The organism is Thermoactinomyces sp. CICC 10521 (assembly GCF_016055135.1).
Classification (GTDB): domain Bacteria; phylum Bacillota; class Bacilli; order Thermoactinomycetales; family Thermoactinomycetaceae; genus Thermoactinomyces_A; species Thermoactinomyces_A daqus.
The window spans coordinates 25,204-45,086 of record NZ_JAECVZ010000024.1; the positions used below are offsets into that span (position 1 = coordinate 25,204).

Annotated in this window: 21 protein-coding genes; 12 read left to right on the forward strand and 9 right to left on the reverse strand. The window is 39.5% G+C overall.

Going from position 1 to position 19,883, the window contains the following annotated elements; translation table 11 throughout:
- Positions 1-52: 52 nt before the first annotated feature.
- From I8U17_RS14155 to epsC, 4 genes are all read right to left on the reverse strand, one after another.
- Positions 53-481, reverse strand: a complete 429-nt coding sequence (locus I8U17_RS14155) for an IS3 family transposase (RefSeq protein ID WP_198059618.1) — start codon at positions 479-481, stop codon at positions 53-55.
- Between the two features lie 840 nt (positions 482-1,321).
- Entirely contained in the window at positions 1,322-2,170 is an 849-nt protein-coding gene (locus I8U17_RS14160) for an IS3 family transposase (protein ID WP_304650721.1), read from the reverse strand.
- Between the two features lie 57 nt (positions 2,171-2,227).
- Entirely contained in the window at positions 2,228-2,458 is a 231-nt protein-coding gene (locus I8U17_RS14165) for a transposase (protein ID WP_198059620.1), read from the reverse strand.
- A gap of 216 nt (positions 2,459-2,674) precedes the next feature.
- A complete protein-coding gene (epsC, locus tag I8U17_RS14170; RefSeq protein WP_198059621.1) occupies positions 2,675-3,268 on the reverse strand; it encodes a serine O-acetyltransferase EpsC in 594 nt (197 codons plus the stop codon).
- Between the two features lie 276 nt (positions 3,269-3,544).
- On the opposite strand from epsC, the gene I8U17_RS14175 reads away from it, so the two are divergent.
- The 9 genes from I8U17_RS14175 to I8U17_RS14215 all read left to right on the forward strand — a co-directional run bounded on the left by I8U17_RS14175 (position 3,545) and on the right by I8U17_RS14215 (position 12,356).
- Positions 3,545-3,826: a helix-turn-helix domain-containing protein gene (locus tag I8U17_RS14175; RefSeq protein ID WP_198059622.1), complete on the forward strand. Its 282-nt coding sequence runs from the start codon at positions 3,545-3,547 to the stop codon at positions 3,824-3,826.
- The gene (locus I8U17_RS14180; RefSeq protein ID WP_232331119.1) at positions 3,817-4,416 is read left to right on the forward strand and encodes a hypothetical protein; all 600 of its coding nucleotides are present in this window, start codon (positions 3,817-3,819) and stop codon (positions 4,414-4,416) included. Before I8U17_RS14175 ends, I8U17_RS14180 begins: the two co-directional genes overlap by 10 nt.
- 154 nt (positions 4,417-4,570) lie before the next feature.
- Positions 4,571-4,927, forward strand: coding sequence for a cupin domain-containing protein (locus I8U17_RS14185; protein WP_198059624.1), 357 nt, complete (start codon positions 4,571-4,573; stop codon positions 4,925-4,927).
- Between the two features lie 18 nt (positions 4,928-4,945).
- Positions 4,946-6,616, forward strand: coding sequence for a class I tRNA ligase family protein (locus I8U17_RS14190; RefSeq protein WP_198059625.1), 1,671 nt, complete (start codon positions 4,946-4,948; stop codon positions 6,614-6,616).
- Positions 6,613-7,629, forward strand: coding sequence for an ABC transporter substrate-binding protein (locus I8U17_RS14195; RefSeq protein WP_198059626.1), 1,017 nt, complete (start codon positions 6,613-6,615; stop codon positions 7,627-7,629). Before I8U17_RS14190 ends, I8U17_RS14195 begins: the two co-directional genes overlap by 4 nt.
- Positions 7,630-7,641: 12 nt before the next feature.
- Positions 7,642-8,946, forward strand: a complete 1,305-nt coding sequence (locus I8U17_RS14200) for a SidA/IucD/PvdA family monooxygenase (RefSeq protein WP_198059627.1) — start codon at positions 7,642-7,644, stop codon at positions 8,944-8,946.
- A complete protein-coding gene (locus tag I8U17_RS14205; RefSeq protein ID WP_232331112.1) occupies positions 8,922-10,181 on the forward strand; it encodes an aspartate aminotransferase family protein in 1,260 nt (419 codons plus the stop codon). The genes I8U17_RS14200 and I8U17_RS14205 overlap by 25 nt, the downstream gene beginning before the upstream one ends.
- Entirely contained in the window at positions 10,174-11,319 is a 1,146-nt protein-coding gene (locus tag I8U17_RS14210) for an NAD(P)/FAD-dependent oxidoreductase (RefSeq protein ID WP_198059628.1), read from the forward strand. Before I8U17_RS14205 ends, I8U17_RS14210 begins: the two co-directional genes overlap by 8 nt.
- A 35-nt stretch (positions 11,320-11,354) precedes the next feature.
- Positions 11,355-12,356, forward strand: coding sequence for an amino acid kinase family protein (locus I8U17_RS14215; protein ID WP_198059629.1), 1,002 nt, complete (start codon positions 11,355-11,357; stop codon positions 12,354-12,356).
- Between the two features lie 848 nt (positions 12,357-13,204).
- Here the strand turns inward: I8U17_RS14215 and I8U17_RS14220 are convergent.
- From I8U17_RS14220 to I8U17_RS14230, 3 genes are all read right to left on the reverse strand, one after another.
- On the reverse strand, positions 13,205-13,684 hold the full coding sequence (locus I8U17_RS14220) for an isochorismatase (protein ID WP_198059630.1): 480 nt from the start codon (positions 13,682-13,684) through the stop codon (positions 13,205-13,207).
- A 95-nt stretch (positions 13,685-13,779) separates the two neighbouring features.
- A complete protein-coding gene (locus tag I8U17_RS14225; protein WP_198059631.1) occupies positions 13,780-15,033 on the reverse strand; it encodes an MFS transporter in 1,254 nt (417 codons plus the stop codon).
- A 106-nt stretch (positions 15,034-15,139) separates the two neighbouring features.
- The gene (locus tag I8U17_RS14230; protein ID WP_198059632.1) at positions 15,140-15,361 is read right to left on the reverse strand and encodes a hypothetical protein; all 222 of its coding nucleotides are present in this window, start codon (positions 15,359-15,361) and stop codon (positions 15,140-15,142) included.
- Positions 15,362-15,593: 232 nt separating this feature from the next.
- Between I8U17_RS14230 and I8U17_RS14235 the strand changes: the two genes are divergently transcribed.
- Positions 15,594-15,815, forward strand: a complete 222-nt coding sequence (locus I8U17_RS14235) for a helix-turn-helix domain-containing protein (RefSeq protein ID WP_198059633.1) — start codon at positions 15,594-15,596, stop codon at positions 15,813-15,815.
- 45 nt (positions 15,816-15,860) lie between these two features.
- On the opposite strand, the gene I8U17_RS14240 is transcribed toward I8U17_RS14235, so the two are convergent.
- Positions 15,861-16,388, reverse strand: a complete 528-nt coding sequence (locus tag I8U17_RS14240) for a hypothetical protein (RefSeq protein WP_198059634.1) — start codon at positions 16,386-16,388, stop codon at positions 15,861-15,863.
- 164 nt (positions 16,389-16,552) lie between these two features.
- Positions 16,553-17,650, reverse strand: coding sequence for a hypothetical protein (locus tag I8U17_RS14245; protein ID WP_198059635.1), 1,098 nt, complete (start codon positions 17,648-17,650; stop codon positions 16,553-16,555).
- Positions 17,651-18,603: 953 nt separating this feature from the next.
- Here I8U17_RS14245 and I8U17_RS14250 point away from each other — a divergent pair.
- Together I8U17_RS14250 and I8U17_RS14255 are read left to right on the forward strand one after the other, a co-directional pair.
- A complete protein-coding gene (locus I8U17_RS14250) occupies positions 18,604-18,792 on the forward strand; it encodes a hypothetical protein (RefSeq protein ID WP_198059636.1) in 189 nt (62 codons plus the stop codon).
- A gap of 200 nt (positions 18,793-18,992) precedes the next feature.
- Positions 18,993-19,826 carry a hypothetical protein gene (locus I8U17_RS14255; protein WP_198059637.1) on the forward strand — a complete coding sequence of 278 codons (834 nt, stop codon included), beginning with the start codon at positions 18,993-18,995 and terminating at the stop codon, positions 19,824-19,826.
- Positions 19,827-19,883: the final 57 nt, after the last annotated feature.

Genomic DNA, 19,883 nt, shown 5'->3' on the forward strand with positions numbered 1-19,883 from the left:
AGAACCGTGAGAAGGAATAATCAATGTTATACGAATCAATGACGGCAAACAGCTAACCCCAGCCGTCACGTCCGCACCATATCTTCGTCATGTTGATTTGAAAATGCTGATTAGAGCCGATCACCAGGACCCGGCCTGATTGTTTTTTTCTTTTCGCTGTTCTTCCTTTGGAACGGGTTAACAACCCTAGATCTTTCATGAAGCGGTACACGCGCTTGTGATTCACACGAAGCTGATACCGCTTGTATAGCCAAACCCGGATTCGGCGGTACCCGTTGGTTGGAAATTCTCCGCAAAGTTCCTCGATCTTCTGGCGAAGCATCGCTTCGTCAGAGCGCTCACGCTTTTTGGACTTGTACTCTTTGAGCAGAGCATACCCATATGTGCGGTTAATGCGAAGGGTAGCTGTGATTTGTGGGACCGAATACCCCTCGCCGTGCAGGATCCGCACCAAATCTCTGGTCTTTACTTTCGGTCCCAATTCGTCTTTTTTCGGAGAATCTAAATCTGGATCTCCTTTTCATCAATGAGTGCTTTGGCCTTCTCCAGCTCCTTTTCCAACTCTTGTTCACGATCGGATATCCCTGTCTTCAAGGCACCGAGTCCCCCTTGAATAAAGGTCTCCCGCCACTTGTAACACTGAGTTTGCACAATTCCATACTCTCAGCATACTGCAGAGATATTTAGCTCCGGGTGCCATTCCAGCTAACACAATCTCCATTTTTTATTCAGCAGTCCATTTTCGCCGCTCCATAAAAAATAACCCCTTTCTTACTCCTTCCATTATACTTTATCTTTTGTCTGGAAGTGTATGGGGTCGTCAATATACTACGGTGACAATTCCATCATGCAAGCTTCTCAAATACCCCAAGTTATGGATACATAAAGATCTTACTAAAGAAGCTGGGTTCTCTTTTTCGTCAAGTGCAGATGGATTTTGGTAGTTAATCCTAAACCAACTTCTTTCCAAAGTGTCATTTTAGAAGCACTGATTCTTCTTTATATATATCCCAACTCGGCTCTTTTTTTTGCTACTGTTGCATGCTGATAGCGAACGGTGGTAGTGTTTACAGAAACAGTCATTTCAGTCGAATACCGGATCTTTGTTACGTTTGCGAATTAGCCAGTAGTTGCTCTATGTCTGTCTTTTTTCCAACGGATCGTATTATAAGGTTGCTGTTGGGTAGTACGGCAAACAGAGCGATTTTTTCTCACTCTTGCTTTGTCAATTTTCCAAGTCTCATCATTGATGTCTTCCCTTCGGAGGCTTTTTCTTTTTTAGTGTATCAAGGATGTAATGCTACCCTCAAATGCGACAAAATCAAGCAACTTGAGTGGAGAGATCTCCAGAATAAGCCTCTATTGGGGTTACGTATCCAAGTGCAGAATGCACTCGCTCATAGTTGTAAAAACAAATATATCGATCAATAGAAGCTTTTGCTTCTTCTAACGAACGGTATTCATTGGGCCATACCTCTTCTTCTTTAAGAGTTCGGTACCAGCGTTCCATTTTGCCATTGCTTTGAGGATGGCGGTAAGAAGTACGGATCGGAGTAATTTCAAGTGTTTTTAAGGTTTGAACAAAATCTCTGCTGGTAAATTGGCTACCATTGTCTTGAACCAGCTTCAGTCCATTGCCACGTACTCCATTAGGAAATGCATGATTTACTGCTTTTTCAAGCACATGAATTGCTTCATCATCTCGGCAGAACCGATTCTGCTCCCAAGCTACGATTCGACGATCATAGGCGTCAATAATGCTGAACAAGTAAGCCCAACCCTCATCTGTCCAAATTTTTGTCATATCAATATGCCAAACCTGGTTCGAGCCAGTCAGCGTCATATCCCACGTCTGACGAGCCCTTTTCGCTTCATATCGTTTGACGGGGAGTAAGCCTTCGGCTTTCATGACACGGTATACGGTTTTTAGATTTACCCGAATGCCATCTCGACACAATAAAGCCCAAATTCGCCGATATCCATAAGTCGGATACTTTTCACATAAGGGTCGAACGTGTTGCCGAATTTCTCTTTGGCGAAAACAGAGTCGAGTACGAGTAAATTGAGTAACCTGGGTTCGGCGGCGATAAAATGTACTTTTATGAATTCCAACGAGACGGCATACAGTTTCCACCGGAAACTGAGCTTCCTCTACCAATTCAAAGAGCAACTTCCATGCTTCGGGTGTTAAAGATCGAGCGTTTTTTTAATTGAGCCAGCTTCACTGTTAATTTACCGATAAGTTGCTCATATTCTGCTGTTTTCGCTTGTAATTGCTCACGCTCTGTTTTCCTGCCAACCCTTCCAATCCACGTTGAAGAAAAGTGTCTTTCCAACGGTAATAGAGGGTTTGACTGATATTGTGCTGACGGCATAATTCAGCGATTGAAACGTCCCCCTTCAACCCAGCTAATACGATATTCATTTTTTCTTCCGGGGTCCATTTGCGACGCTTCATACCGATTTCCTCCTCCAGTTTGATTCTATCAAATTGGAGAACTCTACACAGTAGACCGTCGCATTTTAAAAAGGAGCGCTATAAGGACAAGATCCAATTACGAGACATCCCTCTATTATTATAGTTCTACTATGTAGTATGCAATCGTCGTCGAGTGATTTTTAAGCATAGGTCACCAAGTGCAATCTCAAAACTACTTTATTATGAGAGTATGTTCTAATGTTCTTTCATTAGTAAATTGTCTTGTGTGTCGCCTATCTCAGAAAAGGAAAATACTCGTTCACCATTGATTTTTACTACTTTACCTGGATATCCAACGACTGTTGAATTTGGCGGAACATCCTTTACCACAACCGTACCTGCTCCAATCTTGGAACCTTCTCCAATCGTAATATTACCAAGGATAATACAACCTGCCGATAAAAAGACATTATCTTCGATCGTGGGGTGGCGTTTACCTAGATCCTTACCTGTTCCTCCTAATGTCACTCCTTGATAAATAGAAACATTATTTCCAATCTCACATGTCTCTCCAATAACTATTCCAGTTCCATGATCAATAAACAAATGGTGACCAATTTTAGCTCCTGGATGTATTTCAATTCCTGTCCAAATTTTAGCCACGTGGGAGATAATTTTGGCCAGAAAAAAACATCTATTTTGATAAAGTTTTCGTGCCAACCTATATGCCCATATGGCATGCAAACCTGAATTGGTCGCTACCACTTCCCAAAAACTTTTAGCAGACGGATCTTTTTCTAAAACAACTTCTACATCTTCTCTAAGTTGTTTTACTAGGTGAAAAATCATCTCCTTCCGCCCTCCCTTTCGGCAATATTCGGATTATTATAAAATTATTAATTTTCATATGGTAAGTGAATATCAGTAGTAAATCGTATAAAATTATTATTGCAAGTATTTTCTGTCAATAAACTCACCCCCCTGTCTTTAGTAATTATATATAAATCCCATATGAAACAAATCAGTGATGACGTTTATCCTGGTCTTATTTCCTTATGATTTGAAAGTCTACTTCTTATTTTTCTTCCTTAAAATAAAAATATTCATAAGGAGTTAGAGACGAGAATGGATAATCAAATCGGGCACATGATTAAAATGGCACGCAAAAAAATGGGATTAACACAAAAGCAGTTAGCGGAGGGAATTTGTACCCAAGCCGAGATTAGTCGAATTGAAGCAGGAAAGACACTTCCGTGTGCAGATATTCTTTATAAGATCTGCAAGAAGTTAGGAATTCAAGTTGATTACCTCTTCACTAACTCTTGTGACGAGGATTATCTAGCAATGACTATGCGAGTATTAAGAGAGCTTGTCCAGGAAAAAAATATGATGAGCTACTGTATTTAGTAAAAAAGGAACAAAATAATCCTTGTTTTCAAGAACCTTATTATAAAAAGTTCTTATTATGGCATAAAGGCATTGGAGAATATTTTTCTAACCAAGGATGTAAAGAATCAGCCTTGGCCGATTTAGAAAAAGCCTTGTCTATCAAGGTAGCTGATATGAATTTGGATGAAATCAACATCCAAATCCGCATGTCCATTGCGAATATTTTATCCGAGCAAAATAAGATAGAATGTTCCATCTCTATTTATCAACAATGCCTAACGAATTGGAATCAACTTATTCAGCCACAAGATCCCTATGTTAAATTACGAATTCTTTTTAATCTTTGTTTAACTCTATCTAAGATCAATCAATTCGAAAATGTTTTGCATTATGGTCAAAAAGGAATCAATGAATGCTTAAAGTTTAGAACTAATTATCTATTAGGAGAGTTTTATTATTATATGTGTTATGCATCTTTTCATCTATCAATTCCCCTAGCATTAGAGTATGGAAAAAGAGCCTATTTCATTTTTTATGCCACAAACAAAACTCAATATCTCGATAAAACTAAACAATTATTAAAAATAATCAAAAAATTGGATAAATGATTTTATGAGTATTTTCATATTTGAGTGTCGAAAGAAGAGATAACATACGATTTGTAACTTTTTTCCCTTTCTTATTCCTATAATAGGAACAATGTCTAAAATTACAGATTTGCTATAGTAATCATAGACTAACAGAAAAGGGAGGGTTTATCCTATGAAAATCAGAAAGTTGGATCGCAATAATTTAACATTTGAGTACAATCTCTTTGCGCAAAGAACGTTTCCCTGGGAGAATGTAGTAGCTGCTCCATTCGAAGGTGCTTGGTGTTTTGTGCCGCCCGGTCAACAATCACTCCCTCATCAACATGAAGAAAAAGAAGTTTTTATCATCGTTAAAGGTCAAGGAACAGCAGTTTCAGATGATGAGACCTGTGCAGTAGAAGCAGGTGATGTTATTTATTTTGAGCCTGGAACAACGCATAGCGTCATTAATACTAGTGACGAAGAACTTGTGTTTTTCTCAATCTGGTGGTGGGATCAACATCAACATGATTCTAAGCTCGAACTGTAACAGTTAAGGAGGTAGATTATGAGTAAACATCGATATTTAGTTACATCGGCTCCACCAACACCAAATGGAGAACTTCATATCGGACATTTGGCAGGGCCCTATTTAGCTGCCGATGTTTTTACTCGCTACAAACGACTAAAGAATGAAGAGATTTTATATATTTCCTATTCTGATGATTACCAGGAATACGTAGAGCGAACAGCAGCTGAACAAAAGTTCTTGAGTATAGATCATGTCTCTACCGAAAATGCGACGAAAATCATAAAAACGTTCGAGCTAGGTAATATGAATCCTGATTATTTTTTCATTCCTAAATATCACAAAAAAACACATTATAAGATCATGCAATCGATCTTTCAGGATCTACTGAACAAGAACTTGCTTGAATTACGAAAAGTCCCTGTTTATTACTGTGAAAAATGCAAAAAAAAGTATTTTGAAGCGTTCGCTCGAGGAGAATGCCGAAATTGCGGAAATCTCTCAGACGCAACATATTGTGAAAATTGCTGTTTCCCTCAACCCCCTGCTGGGCTTAAAAATGCCTTTTGTACACAATGTAACCAACCTCTAACTATCAAAGAAACTGAACGGTATTTCTTTCAAATCAGTAAACTTAAACCCAAATTAATTGAATATCTAAACAATCGTTCTTGGCGGCAAGAGATCATTGATCTTTGTTATTCAATAATCGAGCAAACTGATTTAGACACCCCGATTACGCGGCCAACTTACCTTGGTGTCCCAGTGCCAATCGAAGATAAACAAGAGCAGCTACTAGACACATGGTATGGTGGAGCCTCAGGCTACATCAGTGCTACTATCGAGTACTTTAAACAGAAAGGGCAAGAGGAACAATGGAAAACATTTTGGTTAGATCCGAAAACGAAGTGGATCGCTTTTCTTGGTTCTGATTGTACCCATTCTCATGCCATCCTCTATCCTGCCGAACTGATGAGCACTGATAAATACATTCTGCCGGATACCATTATCACCAATAAATTCTATCAATTAGATAATAAAAAAATCTCTACCAGCCGTCGGCATGCTATTTGGGGATCAGATATCCTGAAGAAAATTCCTGCCGATATCGTTCGACTCTACCTTTGTTACACATGCCCTGAACGAGAAGAATCAAATTTTTCGATGAAAGAGTTCAAACACCTCGCTCAAACAATTCTTGCTAAGATATGGAATAGATGGCTAAAGAAACTTCTCCAAGTAGCACATCAAGTAGGAGAATTTTCTTTGCAAATCGATGAATTACAACTCATTCATCCTCAATCGAAGAAACTCATACAACAATTACAAGAAAATGTCAAACATATGGAGTATTTTTTGGATGAACGTTATTTTTCCTTGCAACAAGCCGCGCAAACGATTCTAACCATTGCCGATACTGCATCTAATCATTTTGTTGTCTTGCAACAAACCGGATTTAACAACCAAGCTGATCTCGCTCTAAATCTCAAAGCTGCTTATACATTAGCGATTCTTGCTGGCCCCATTATGCCCGACTTTTCTTTCAAACTCTTGCACTGTTTGGGGTTGGATCCACAAAGGATTATCTGGGAACACTTATATCATACTAATCAAACGATTCGACCAACTTTAGCGAAGGATCCTTTTTTCCCTTCTATACAAAATGAAGTTTTCGACTCCTTATACTTACAAAAGGAAGGAACAAAATGAATCAACCGATTCGTCTTGGTTTTGCCGGAGCTTTGTCTGGAGAAAGAACGGCACAAACTTCACAATTCGTAATCGGAGGAGAACTAGCAGTAGAGCATCTACAGCATCGTTATTCTCAAAAGATTATTGTGAACTGGAAAGATGATATGGCTCGGGCGGATCGAGCAATAGAAGTAGCACACCACTTCGTGAAGCAACGTGTTGATGGCGTTGTTGGACATTTTAGTAGCGAATGTGCATTAGCAGCTGCTAATATTTATCGCCAGCATGGTATTCCCCTTATCGCTCCAGCATCAACACATCCTTTACTATCAGATTATTCCAATGTATTCCGCCTCAGCCACAACGATGATACAGTTTGCTATTACCTAGCAAGTTGGTTGCTAAAAAAAGTGCCACTTTCATCCTTATTGTTGGTTCGCGATGAAAGCCTATACTCACACGAATACATTACAAGATTAAAATTCTACTTATCCACTTTGACGGCAAATACCGTCGATGTTTTCTATTTCAATCCATATAGTGAAACTAAATTACCTCTTACCACGAAACAAACGATCTTTTTTTGTGGACGAACCCATAGAGCTATCCAATTGATTAATTTATTAGAAGTAGAAGAGAAAAAGGTGGATGTATATTTTAGTGACGATGCGTATAATCAAGAATTTTTAGACAATGTTTCCTATCCTAATATTCATGTGATTTCCTCAGGTCCTATTCCAAAAACAGAGCGTACCCATAAATTTCACCACGATTATGAACTACGTGCACAAGGAAAGCCTGGTTTTTTTGCTGCAGCGATGTATGCCGGTGTTGAAATTATAGTACAAGCTTTTCATGAAAAAGTGAAAACATCATCTGATTTAATTCACTTAATTAAGACAAAGAAATGGCCTACTCTTCTTGGAGAAGTTAAGTTTACGACAACTGGTGATTTTCCACATCAAAACATTGGCATCTGGAAAATAGAAAATAAAAAATTTGTACCTACAGATACAATCCACTTTAGATAGGAGAGAAAAAATATGAATACCATTTATGACTTAATTGGAATTGGTTTCGGTCCAGCAGGTATTGCTTTGGGTGCCGTGATGGCAGATGAAGATGAAATGCAAGGTAAACGTCAAATGGAGCGTCTCTTTTTAGAAAAAGAACCTGACTCCAGTTGGCAGTCCGAAATGTTAATCCCTAATACTGATATCCAGCATCATTATTTACGGGATTTTGCAACCCCACGTAACCCACGCAGCCGTTTTACGTTTGCTAATTATCTTTATGAGAAAGGTAGGCTATTTTCGTTCGGGCACTTAGGAAAAAACCCAGGTCGTTTGGAATGGAACGATTATATTCTGTGGGTAGCCGACCAATTATCTGAGGATGTACGCTACCAAAATCAGGTGCTTGGAGTTCATCCAATTCTTGAGGATGGGAGAGTTGATTTGTTCCAAGTAAAAGTTCGCGATTTAACCAGTAACACTGAAACAAATTATCTTTCACGTAATGTATCTATCAATGTCGGTCGTATTCCACATGTGCCAAATATCTACCAATCTTTATTGGGTGACAATGTCTTTCATTCTTCTAAATTCTTATCCAAAATAAAAAGACTGGATGGTACCAACACTCAATCTTTTGCAGTCGTCGGTTCAGGCCAAAATGCCATAGAAATTATCCTTTACCTTGCAGATCGCTATCCTGACGCCACTATTTATTCAATTAATCGTGGACCAGCTTTCCGTATTGTCGATCTAGGTCATTTCAGTAATGAAGTGTTTTTTCCTGAGTTTACCGACTATTTTTATTCTCTTACTGAGGAAAATAAAGAAAAATTGTTCAATAGTATTCGTTTAACTAATTATTCCGTTGTGGATGTAGATGTAAGCCAAGCTTTATATTGGCGCATTTATGAGGAAAATATTATGAACAAACAACGTATTCATGTTACAAAATTCCAACAAGTTGTTGCTATAGAAGAGCATTCTAAACACTATAAACTCTATCTCGAAGATTTATACAATAAGGAAAGGAGTGAGATTTCTGTACAAAATATAATCTTATGCACAGGTTTTAAAGAAGAAAAGGTCCCAAAAGTACTTCAGCCACTCCAACATCTATTAATGCAAAATGAAGATGGAACACTGCAAATTACGCGTGATTATCAGATTTTGACCGATAAAATCGTCCGTGGAAGACTCTACATCAATGGATTAACGGAAAGAACTCATGGTATTAGTGATTCTACTTCGTTCAGTATGATGGCTCTAAAAGCAGAAAGAATTTATAAACAAATAAAGGAGGAATTAAATTGTCAAACTGTTTTCCAAAAGTAACCCTTTCCCCTGTTTGGCCACAGTTTACACCATTAACTATCAAGTATGCACGCGGAATTTACCTCTACGATGAAAAGGGAAGAACCTATTTGGATATGACTTCTGGTATCGGGGTTACCAACACTGGCCATTGTCATCCTCGAGTTGTAAAGGCTATCCAAAATCAAGCTGAAAAATTAATTCACGGTCAAGTGACGATTATTCGCCACGATCCTATATACCAATTAGCTGATGAATTAAGCCGTATTCTACCACCAACACTCCAATCCTATTTCTTTACAAACAGTGGGAGCGAAGCTGTAGAAAGTGCCATTAAGTTAGCAAGACATGCAACAGGAAAAACCAATATTATCTGCTTTCAAGGAGGATATCACGGCCGAACTGTAGGGGCGATGTCCGTGACAACTGCCAAGACAGTCTATCGAATGCACTATCAACCGCTAATGCCAGGTGTTTATGTGGCTCCATTCCCTCATTCCTATGACGAAATGGATGCTTGCTTAGACGCTTTCAAGCTTTTGCTTGCAACACAAACCGCCCCTGAAGAAACAGCGGCGATCATCGTCGAGCCAGTTCTCGGCGAAGGAGGGTATGTTATACCACCGCGCGAATTTTTCAGTAATATAAAGGAAATTACAACAAACCATAACATTCTCTTCATTTTTGATGAAATTCAAACGGGTTTTGGACGGACAGGTCACTTGTTTGCCTATGAACATTTTGATGTTGTACCCGATGTATTGATTATGGCTAAAGGACTTGGTTCGGGGCTTCCTATCAGTGGAATAGCTGCCAGTCACGAATTAATGAGTCGATGGTTGCCTGGATCGCACGGGGGAACTTATGGTGGCAATCCTGTTGCTTGTGCTGCCGCGGTAGAAACGATACGTATCATTAATGAAGAAAATCTCCTCAAGAATGCCAAAGAAATGGGTCAACGATTGTTAGAAGGACTACAACAAATTGCTAAGGGTTCCACGTTGTTCAAGGAAGTACGAGGTTTAGGGCTGATGATTGGTTGTGAAGTTGAAGGCCGAACTCCACAAGAAAAAAAAGAACGTGCAGCTCAAATTCGGCTACACTGTTTAAACAAAGGATTAATTTTATTGACATGTGGTACGTACGATCATGTTATTCGTTGGATTCCACCTCTAACGGTTCAACCAAATGAAATCGATGTTGCGCTCACTGTCTTCGCTGAAGCTATTAAGGAAGTGGATTGCCGTCATGCGTAAGATACCTACCTTTTTAGTTGTGGGCGGAGGAGTGATTGGCGCAAGTATCGCTTATTACCTATCAGAGACTTTTCCTAATCAAGTCGTCTTGTGCGAGAAATCGTCGCCTCCTGGTATTGGAGCCACCGCTATGTCTGGCGGTCTAATCCGAATGAATCATACACAATTCCCATTGATTGATATGTCATGGAAAAGTTACCAGGTTTATAAAGAGATAGGTTCTTCCTGCGGTTTTCAGCAAACCGGCTTTGGTTTGATTATCCACAAAACTTATGCTCGAGAGGTTGAAAAAGCGGTTCTTTACATGAAAGAAAGTGGAATACCCGTTATGGTATTAAATAAAAAAGAAGTATCCAAATATAATCCATTCCTTTCTATAGGTGACGATGAATTTTTAGTATATGAACCAATAAGCGGCTTTGCTGATCCTAAGAAAACCGCACTGTACTTCATCAATAAAGCAAAAGAAAATGGACTTCGGTTATACGAAGGAACTAAAGTGGACGATTTTATCATTTCTAATGGAGAAATAGTCGGTGTCAGAACTAACATTGGACCTCTACATGCTAAAAATATAATTTTATGTGGTAATATTTGGACAAAGAAACTTCTCAAACAGATCAATTGCTCTATTCCACTCTATTCAAAAAGAATCGGCTTAATGTTTTTACACAGCCACCCTTCATTTACAAAACAAATGCTCACAGTAATTGATGATACACTAGGCACCTACTATCGCCCTGTCTTTCCAAACCGCCTTTTTGTCGGCCTAAAAACAGAGCAAACCAATCATCAAACACCGATTTATGACATACCAAACCTATCAGAAATCCATCAGACATATGATTTAATTTCCAAGCGATTCCCTGGGATCAAACCAAGCCAAGTCGCGGGAGGACGAATCAGTTTTGATTCATACACTCCAGACCAATTTCCTATCGTCGGAAAAATAGCTACTTATCAAAATCTTTTCATTGCTACCGGTTTTAATGGTGGTGGATTTAAAATTGCACCTGCAATCGGACATTGGTTTGTCAGTTACTTTACCAATGAACAGAAAGAAAATCATCCATTCAACATAGATCGTTTCTCATCAGGGCAAGTTTTAACTAGAGATATTGCATATGCTCATATGTAAAACACTATTTCGTTACTCTAGGAGGGCTTGTCTTCATGAAACCTATCCTTGTCATGAAATTTGGTGGAACTTCACTTAACACAATAGATAAGAGACGACGAGTGGCAATTAAAGTCGCTCAAGCACTCACAAATGGTTTTCAGCCTGTGGTGGTAGTATCAGCCATGGGCCGAAAAGGTGAACCTTATGCTACTGATAGTCTTGCTCAATTTTTGTCAACCTCTGTCCTGTCAAGAAATCATGCTCATCTGCTAGCGTGTGGAGAAATCATATCCAGCGTCACTATCGCAGCTGAAATCAGTAATTTTCACCCAGCTGTTGCTCTAATTGGAAAAGAGACCGGCCTGCAAACGGACTCCGGTTATGTGAATGCGAAAATTAAACGAATCGATCCCACCTGTATTTTAGAATGGATTGAAAAGAATTATATTCCGGTCATCGCTGGATTTCAGGCTACTAATGTAAATGGGGAACTGACGCTTTTAAAAAGAGGAGGGAGCGATGTTTCCGCCACAGCTATTGGATGGGCCCTTCAAGCTACTGCGATTGAAATCTATACCGATACTCCAGGCATGATGACCGCCGATCCAAAAATTGTACCAAACGCCAAAGTAATTCCTGAACTTACCTATAGACTTGCCTATCGGTTAACTTCTCAAGGGGCGAAAGTACTTCATTGTGAAGCGATAGAGTGGGCCCAATTACGTTCTATTCCTATCTACATTAAATCATTAGATGATGATACTGAGCAAACAAAAATATCTAACACTTTATCAGCTAACGATCAAAAGTTACCTGTGTTTATCACCAACCAATCCGTTGATTCTTTCACAGATAAGATTTCACTTATTCTAAATACAACGAATGTTTCAAATCGCATCCTTTTTCCACTTAGTTATAAATTCAATTGGAAAACTATGATGTTTAATCAACATCAACTCACTTTTTTTGTCTCTGCACACAAGACAAAACATCTCATCAATTACCTACATGATGAGATCTACTATAATTTAGCAGAGGTGAAATTCATTGGATAGAAATTGGTTTATACGAAAAGTGACTTGTATTCTTCAATCCTCTCTGACTCCAGAACAACAAGCAAGTACGATAGTCGATGAGCTTATCCTCCCTTTACGCAATATTGATCTCGCGTCTGATAGTTATCTTTCCCATCTCGAGCGCCAATATTTCATTTTGCAAACAGATGTATATGGCAAAATGAAAATAACATAGATCTCCCTCCAAAGAAATTGGCGTTTCATTTGAAGGGGATTATTCGACGGGAGTGGGTGGGTCAATTCTTTTTCGGCGATCCTGGGTCAATAATACGCCATCGGTAACAGACAGCCATATGAACGATTATATCCACTTCAAACTGGCTTTAACAGAAAATGAGCCACGTATTTAAACCCTTTATGGAGGGGGCTTGGTCCGAGTTAAGTGATTGCCAGCTATCTCATAGTAACCTAATAAAAAAGACTTGAGGCTTGGTATTAGCCCTGGTATTATCCCCTCTAGGTAGACAGTTTAAAAAAGCCCATCATGTATATTCGGGTGTTACACTCTACTTGGAGGGAATTTCTATGGCTAAAAAAGGCCATTTCGTCGTAACAGTTTTAATGACGTTTTAAGAGAACTAAACAGAAATCATCCGAGTTTGCAAAGGTCATAAGAAAATCCATCGAGGCGAGTACGATGGATTAAAACTCAGCGACTTAGCTTATGAACTAGATAGCCATTTTAGGTTCATGCGGTGAAAGCCGCATGTACGGTTCGGGAAGGAGTTGATGCGCTTATCGGCACTCGGCTCTCTACTTCACCTGGTTCTACTCTTTCCCAGTTCCCTATCCGATTATTTTGCCGATGGTAGTAATCCTAGATGAATTTAAACATTTTTATTTAGCCTCGATTGGAGGTATTGTTCTATATCAGGTAAATCATTATCCAAAACCCACTGAATCCAGGCTTCTCGCTCATATCCCAATACATATAATTCCCAAATACAGAACATTCTTCCGGTAGAAGTCACATTGTGGAACACGTTGGATCCCGGAGATGCTATGAAAGAATAATGGTATAACTCATTTTCGTTCCACCACCAGTCTACAAACAAAAAATTCCCATCGTCCGCTGCATGGATTCCCATAAAACCCACTCCGTGACGTCCTTCTTCGGTTGCTTGACTGGGAAGGATAAAAGAAATCGTGTCCTTGGCAGCTTCAATAAGAGTCTGTTCTAAATTTCGGGATGGACTGGTAATACCATATACTTTAATGTTCCAGTCTCCTGGGCTCCAAAGCTCCAGAAACGCGATAGCCCTTTTTTGATAGGGCTTCATTGCCAATCGATCGTTTCCCACATTCATTTGTACTCCTTTCGAACTTGTAAATAGGGTGACTGAACCCCAAAATTGCGGAATATCATGATTGTCTATCTCTTCTTACACAGAGAAAGAAGTCATTAAATTACCACTTGTTGTTCATCTTGTCGATCCTGAACTTCTTGCGGTAACATGAAGCTAAGAACTACCGCTCCTCCCAACATAATGGTCGCAATTAGGAACGAAAGAGCGTATCCTCCTGTTAAATCGAATAGCCATCCTGGAATGAAAGCACCCAACGCGGAGCCCACCTGATGGCCAAAAGAGAGCCATCCCAATACCAATCCCACATTCATTGACTGAAAATATCTGGTTGCTAATAGCGTGGTGGGAGCCACGGTGGAAAAGTCCACTAACCCGAAAAGGATAGAAAAAAACCAAAGTAAATACGGTTGATGGATGTAAATAAGGAAGAAAACCGTGATCGCCCGAACAGCATACAAGGTAACTAACATCCACCGATTGCTCCAACGGTCAGCGAAATGTCCCGAGGCCAAGGTTCCCATCACATTGAACAAAGCCAATAGACTTACAGCTGTTCCCGTCGTTGCGGAGGAAAAGCCATGGTCATGGGCGAAAGGAACGAGGTGCGTATCCATTAAGCCTGTAGTGGTAAAACCGCAAACGAAGTAGGGAAGGATTAGACACCAAAAACCTCGATGCCGCCAGAAAGAGAGGTTAAAACCTTGTGTCTTTGCTTTTTTTGTCACAATGTCTGATTGGTTATTATGCGATCCTCCATAGGGCTGAAGACCCATGTCCGAAGGGCGGTTTTTCAGAAACAGCAGAAGAAGGGGAAACGTTAAAAAAACAAGGATACCTCCCAAGGTGAGGGACGCAGCTTCCCATCCTTTCTCCTGGATGATCCCCAGAGCCAAGGGCACCATGAAAAACTGGCCGGCTCCAAACCCCGAGGTGATAATGCCTAAGGCCAATCCCCTCTTCTTATTGAACCAATTTGTTACCGCAATAGAAGCAGCAACACTCGATGCGCCTCCAAATCCAATAGAAGCGAGGATACCGAACCAGAGCCACAATTCAAAAGGAGTGGAGGCAGTCACTGTTAAGAGAGTTCCTATACCAGCAATTAAAGCACTATAAGAAAGAATTCGGCGAACTCCCCATCGATCAATTAATTTTCCTACCAAGGGCTGAGTCAACCCATAAAAGATGAAACTTAACGTTCCGATAAAAGAAATCATCCCTCTCCCTGTGGAAAAGGATTGTTCCCATGGAACAATGAATGAGCCAAACGACAAACGGGCTCCCTGTACGGTTAAAAGGGAGAAAAAGGAGAAGAACAGTATCCACCATCCATAATGTATTTTTCGCATCTCGATCTCCTTTCCAGTTTCTTTCTAACATAATAAAGGGTTCGATTCCTAAGTTGAATATAAAATCAAACGATTTAAAAGAGAATTGCTTATAATTTTTACGCATTTATCGTTGATACCCATTTTCCGTATCTTCAACGACACCCATGATACGTCCTGAAAATACTTCTGCCAGCTCATTTAAAACCCCTGCAAAGTAGCCACCGACATCAAGCAAGGCGACATCTTGGCCTTTTGCACGCTTTTCCAAATAATCTAAATCCGTATCTAAGTTCGAAAACAGGTTGAGGTCCATCGTGGGGTGGTTTTTCTTCGCTGTAGGATTCATTTTCCTCGGATTGTTCCTTTACTGCTGTGGGTAACAAGTCTTTTTCAGTTGATTTTGCTTTTCGCTCAAAAAGATCATCTCCTTTGAATCAAAGTATCATCCTTCTGAACTTATTGTATAATCATCTGAAACAAATATCAATAGTCTGATACAAAAAATCAGTAAATTGATACTGGAGGATAATCATGCTACAATTTAGTTGAAATTATGAATAAATAAGGAGTCGCTAAAAATGAATAATCCAATAAAATGTCACCTAAGTAGGATTATGGGTGAGCAAAAAATAAATATGGCTGAACTAGCGAAACGAGCAGGCGTAGCTAAAAATACTGTTCGTAGCTTGTATTATGAAACGGCTAAAGGGATCACATGGGATGTACTTGCAAAGCTGTGCAAAGCATTGAATTGCCAACCCGGAGATTTAATTGAATTAAAAAGCCAGGGCGATGAATAAGTCACGCCCTGGCTAATTTGCTTTTCGTAAGTAATAATTGATTTCTCAACTTAATCGCAATACAGGCCTTGGCAACCCTCGTGTACGTTCCTGAGATTTAATTGTTAGTTTACCGTTCGGATAGACTGTAACCGCCTTAAATACTTCGCGAACTGGAAAGCCGTTTTCTTCATCAATGGAACGTAGAAAAAATGTGCCGATACCAGGAAGCCAGTATTCACGTGATTTTTTGCTGAACCGGAGTACAACACCATAATCTCGTAATGACAGTGCAAACCATTCTTCCAGATTATCTGGAACTTCCTGTAACCGAGCCTGTAGCCTTCTCAAAACCCGCGGCTTAACTTTGATGATAGCAAGAAGAAAGTCTGGACGCTTATTAGCACAATCAACACAAGCCAAGTGGAGAGACTCAATCTTATTTTCGACCGTATCTGGATTGACCGGTAACCAATAGGCCACCTTCCGATCCATGGGACGCTTGCAGACCTCGCAACGCCCGTCCTCCGATTCCCACACAGCAAGGCGAATATCCCTAGTTATAAGGGGTTGTCTTTTTTTTATCTTTTTCATTATTATTTCCCCTTCCAACTGTCTGGATTAGAAACCAGTTTGTAGACCCAAACCATTCCCAAACAATCTAAATTTCTAGGCTAACCAGAAAGATATACCTGATCTTTGGGAATACTGCAATAGGAAATTAGCCCTTGGGTCAGCCTGGATCAGCCCAAGAGAATTTATTTCTGCTGATTCACCCAATCATAAAATGAGAAGTTTTCTGGTACAGCTGCTTGTTGCTCTTGAAATGAAGAATATAAGTTTTGAAATACTCTTTTAATAGTGATAGCAACACGCCATCCATTTGTAATTTCATGATTAATTGCCCCTACCAAATTCTTAATCGGTTCCTCAGTAGATGCAAAATAACAATAAGTATTAAAAAGTGCTTCCTCCAGGTCTTTGCCATGATCATTAGCTAAGAGAATCAATTCCAACCATTCTTCATTTGACAAATTGTTCACTTTATTTCCGAAAAAGCGGCGAGCCATGTCCTTATATTTTTTTATTTCTTCCCCAACAACAACAACAACAGAAGAAAGAGTAGTTTCTGTATGTAAGTGATCTCTGGTAGTAATCTTTGTATTGTAGTCTCTGTTAGTAATCTCTGTTAAAGAATTGCCTGTTTCGGTAAATCCGTTTTTCCTGCCTGTGTAAGTTTGAATTTCCCCATTGTGTAATTCCGTTTTTACACTTTCCGTAAATTCCAAGTCTGACGCGGGGTTTGGCGCTTCCCCTTGATTTTCAAGGGATACAGCTTGCTCTTCGGTAGCATTTTTTGTATCAGATTCGGTGGAACCCCTTGATTTTACTGGTTTTCGCACAAAGTGTAAATTCGAATTTCCACCCTCAACGATCATTTTCTTTACATTGTTTTTCCACTTTTCAAGTTCAGCATGATAGACTTCAAAATTGGGTCGTAAGTGCGTAGTCGGGTTTCCTTTAAATTTGTATCTCTTTTTAATGATCAATTTTCTTTTCTCAAGGTCTTTGATAGCCCGATCATATTGTCTTTCGGTAATACGAATCTCATTCCACCAGTCAGTTCGTTCCTTCACTAGCCAATAATGCCCATCTTTGAAAATTCGGAGTTTAGAGTTGCCGTTTTTATCCGGTGCAAACCAAAATAGAATTTGGCTCAAAAGTGCTCCTGCTACAAGATCGCCAGCAATATCTACATGTGCATGGAGAATATGGGTGAAATTATTATCATAGGCGGCTTGTGCCATGATTTCCAATTCTTCTTCTGAGTAATAAGTTTTTTGATCTTCACTCATTAAAAAACCTCCCCTTAACCGAAAGCGATCAGCCGCTTCCTGGCAAGAAGAGGTTTTATCCTGTATAGAGAATGACGATTCTCTCTATTTTCTCCCTAATTTAGCTATCCCCTTAATGATTGAAAAAATTAACAGTTGATTTATCCTCTGAAAATCGATACACTAAGGGTGATAGCTCAAGCGAATAATGATTTTTCTCTCTATACAGGGTGATTCCTCTTCTTGGCGGGAGCGGGAATCACTTTTTATTTTCGTTTGACAAAATCTTACCAAATTCTATCGTATTCGTCCATGTATTTTATAGACTGATAGATGAAAAAGTAGAGTTAAAGGGTGCCTGCGATTTTTTATTTGTTTTTACCAGAACTAACGTTCTCGTTTGTTATTATAACTAAAAAAGTCTCGTATTTCATAAGAAAGAAAAGTTCAAAAATAACAAAAAACGCCCGAATCGTTAAGAAGATTAGGCGTTTTTTTGTTGGAATTATTCCTCGCCTTTAACTTTTTTTGAGAGAGTGAGTAGTTTATCAGCAATCCACTCGCGCAGTCGCTGGATGATGGATCGCTTCGGCTTTTGTTCCTTCTCCCGATGGCGATAGTAATAGGATTTCTGCCGACAAGACTTCGAGCAATACCTCTCCGCCTCCTTCCTTTCAGAAACAAAGGTTTATCCACAGAAATCACAGGTTTTCCCACGTCGGACAGCTGTCGGAAATGGATGGGCAGCATTGCGACCTCACCCTACTCGCGGCCACCACGTGCCGCGGCTCACGTCGGAGAGGTACCGGCGGTAGCGTGCGGCAGCGTGCAACGTGGTGCCCGCGGGGGGCGAAGGGGTTTTGGGTCAGCTGCATTTTGGCTGGAAGCTCGGGCGGAATGGGCAATATCAATTGCAGGAAATCTATTATTCTATGCCGAAAAGACCTAATATTATGATAGCGAGGTGATCAAGCATGAGTTGGTTGAATGCCTCAAAAGGGAATTGGTTGGAAGCAAAGCCGAAGGAGCATTTGGCTGGTGGGTACGATTGGTTTGATCCAAAAAGTCAGCCTGTTTCGACTTTGTTCAAGCAACCAGCAGGCAAAGTTACTCCAAGTAGTTTTTTTACAAAACTAGGCAACAAGCCGTTTGGGTTAAAATAGTCCTCGTAAGAGACGGCCGCATCCTAGGCTGTCTTTTTCTATTGATGAAGTGATAATCCTACCCGCCTCCTTCAACCCGGTCGAACAGAAGCTGCTTTGTCACCCCAGGCACTGGTGGGAATGGCAGCTTTGGATATCAAATGGATTGCGAATTTGGAAAAGCCAAGTAATTCAACTAAATACGAAGGGGTAAATTTATCATGATATGGAAACGCATCTCATTAGTTGTGTTTATTTTATTATTGATAGCAGGATTCTTGGGAATTTATTATTTAGCTTTTGATTATGGGGTAAAAATTACATATCAATTAAAAATGACAGGAAAGTTAGAATCGGAAGAAACTGCGGCTATTCTTAATGCGATAGTATCAATTCCTGGGCTGGTGTTTACTTTAGTTGGAACTGTAGGTGTTACAGCTTACTTTAGTTATCGAACCTTAAGAATAACAGCAAAATATAACAATGAAAACATAAAATTAATGAAAAAAACTCAAAGACAAGGTTTAAGAGACAAGATATTGGAGAAAAGGCTTCATATCAGCCATGAAATAGAGAAGAAAACTGCTTTGGCTAAGAAATATTTGCGTGGTTTCATGAATCATTTTAATATTAGTGATTGGAAGAAGTTTGAGGAATATAATAAGTACCTTGTTGATTTTTATTATGATAACTTCCATTACTTGCACATGTATGTACAAAAGTTAATTCAAGCATGGTTATTTTACATAGAGGCGGAAGAAAAATGGAATGATATAGATTCACCGTTTGGAAAAATAAGCATTGATTGTTACCAGAAATATTATTTAGATATAATTAATGATAAAGATAAGATAGATAAAATAAAGAATGAAAATAAGGATGTTTCAGAAGAGAGGATAAATGATCTAATAAATGATATTTCTCAAGTAAGATTCTTAATTCGCTTGCTTCCTCAAGAGTATTTACCAGAATATTTGCCTGATGTCGGAAGAAGAATGATTTATGATGATAGATATAATGACCCCATACGCTTCCAGACGAAAGATAAAGTATAATGGAAGGAAGCAAGAAAGGGGTCGTTTTTTATGGGGCGGCGAAAATGGACTGCTGAG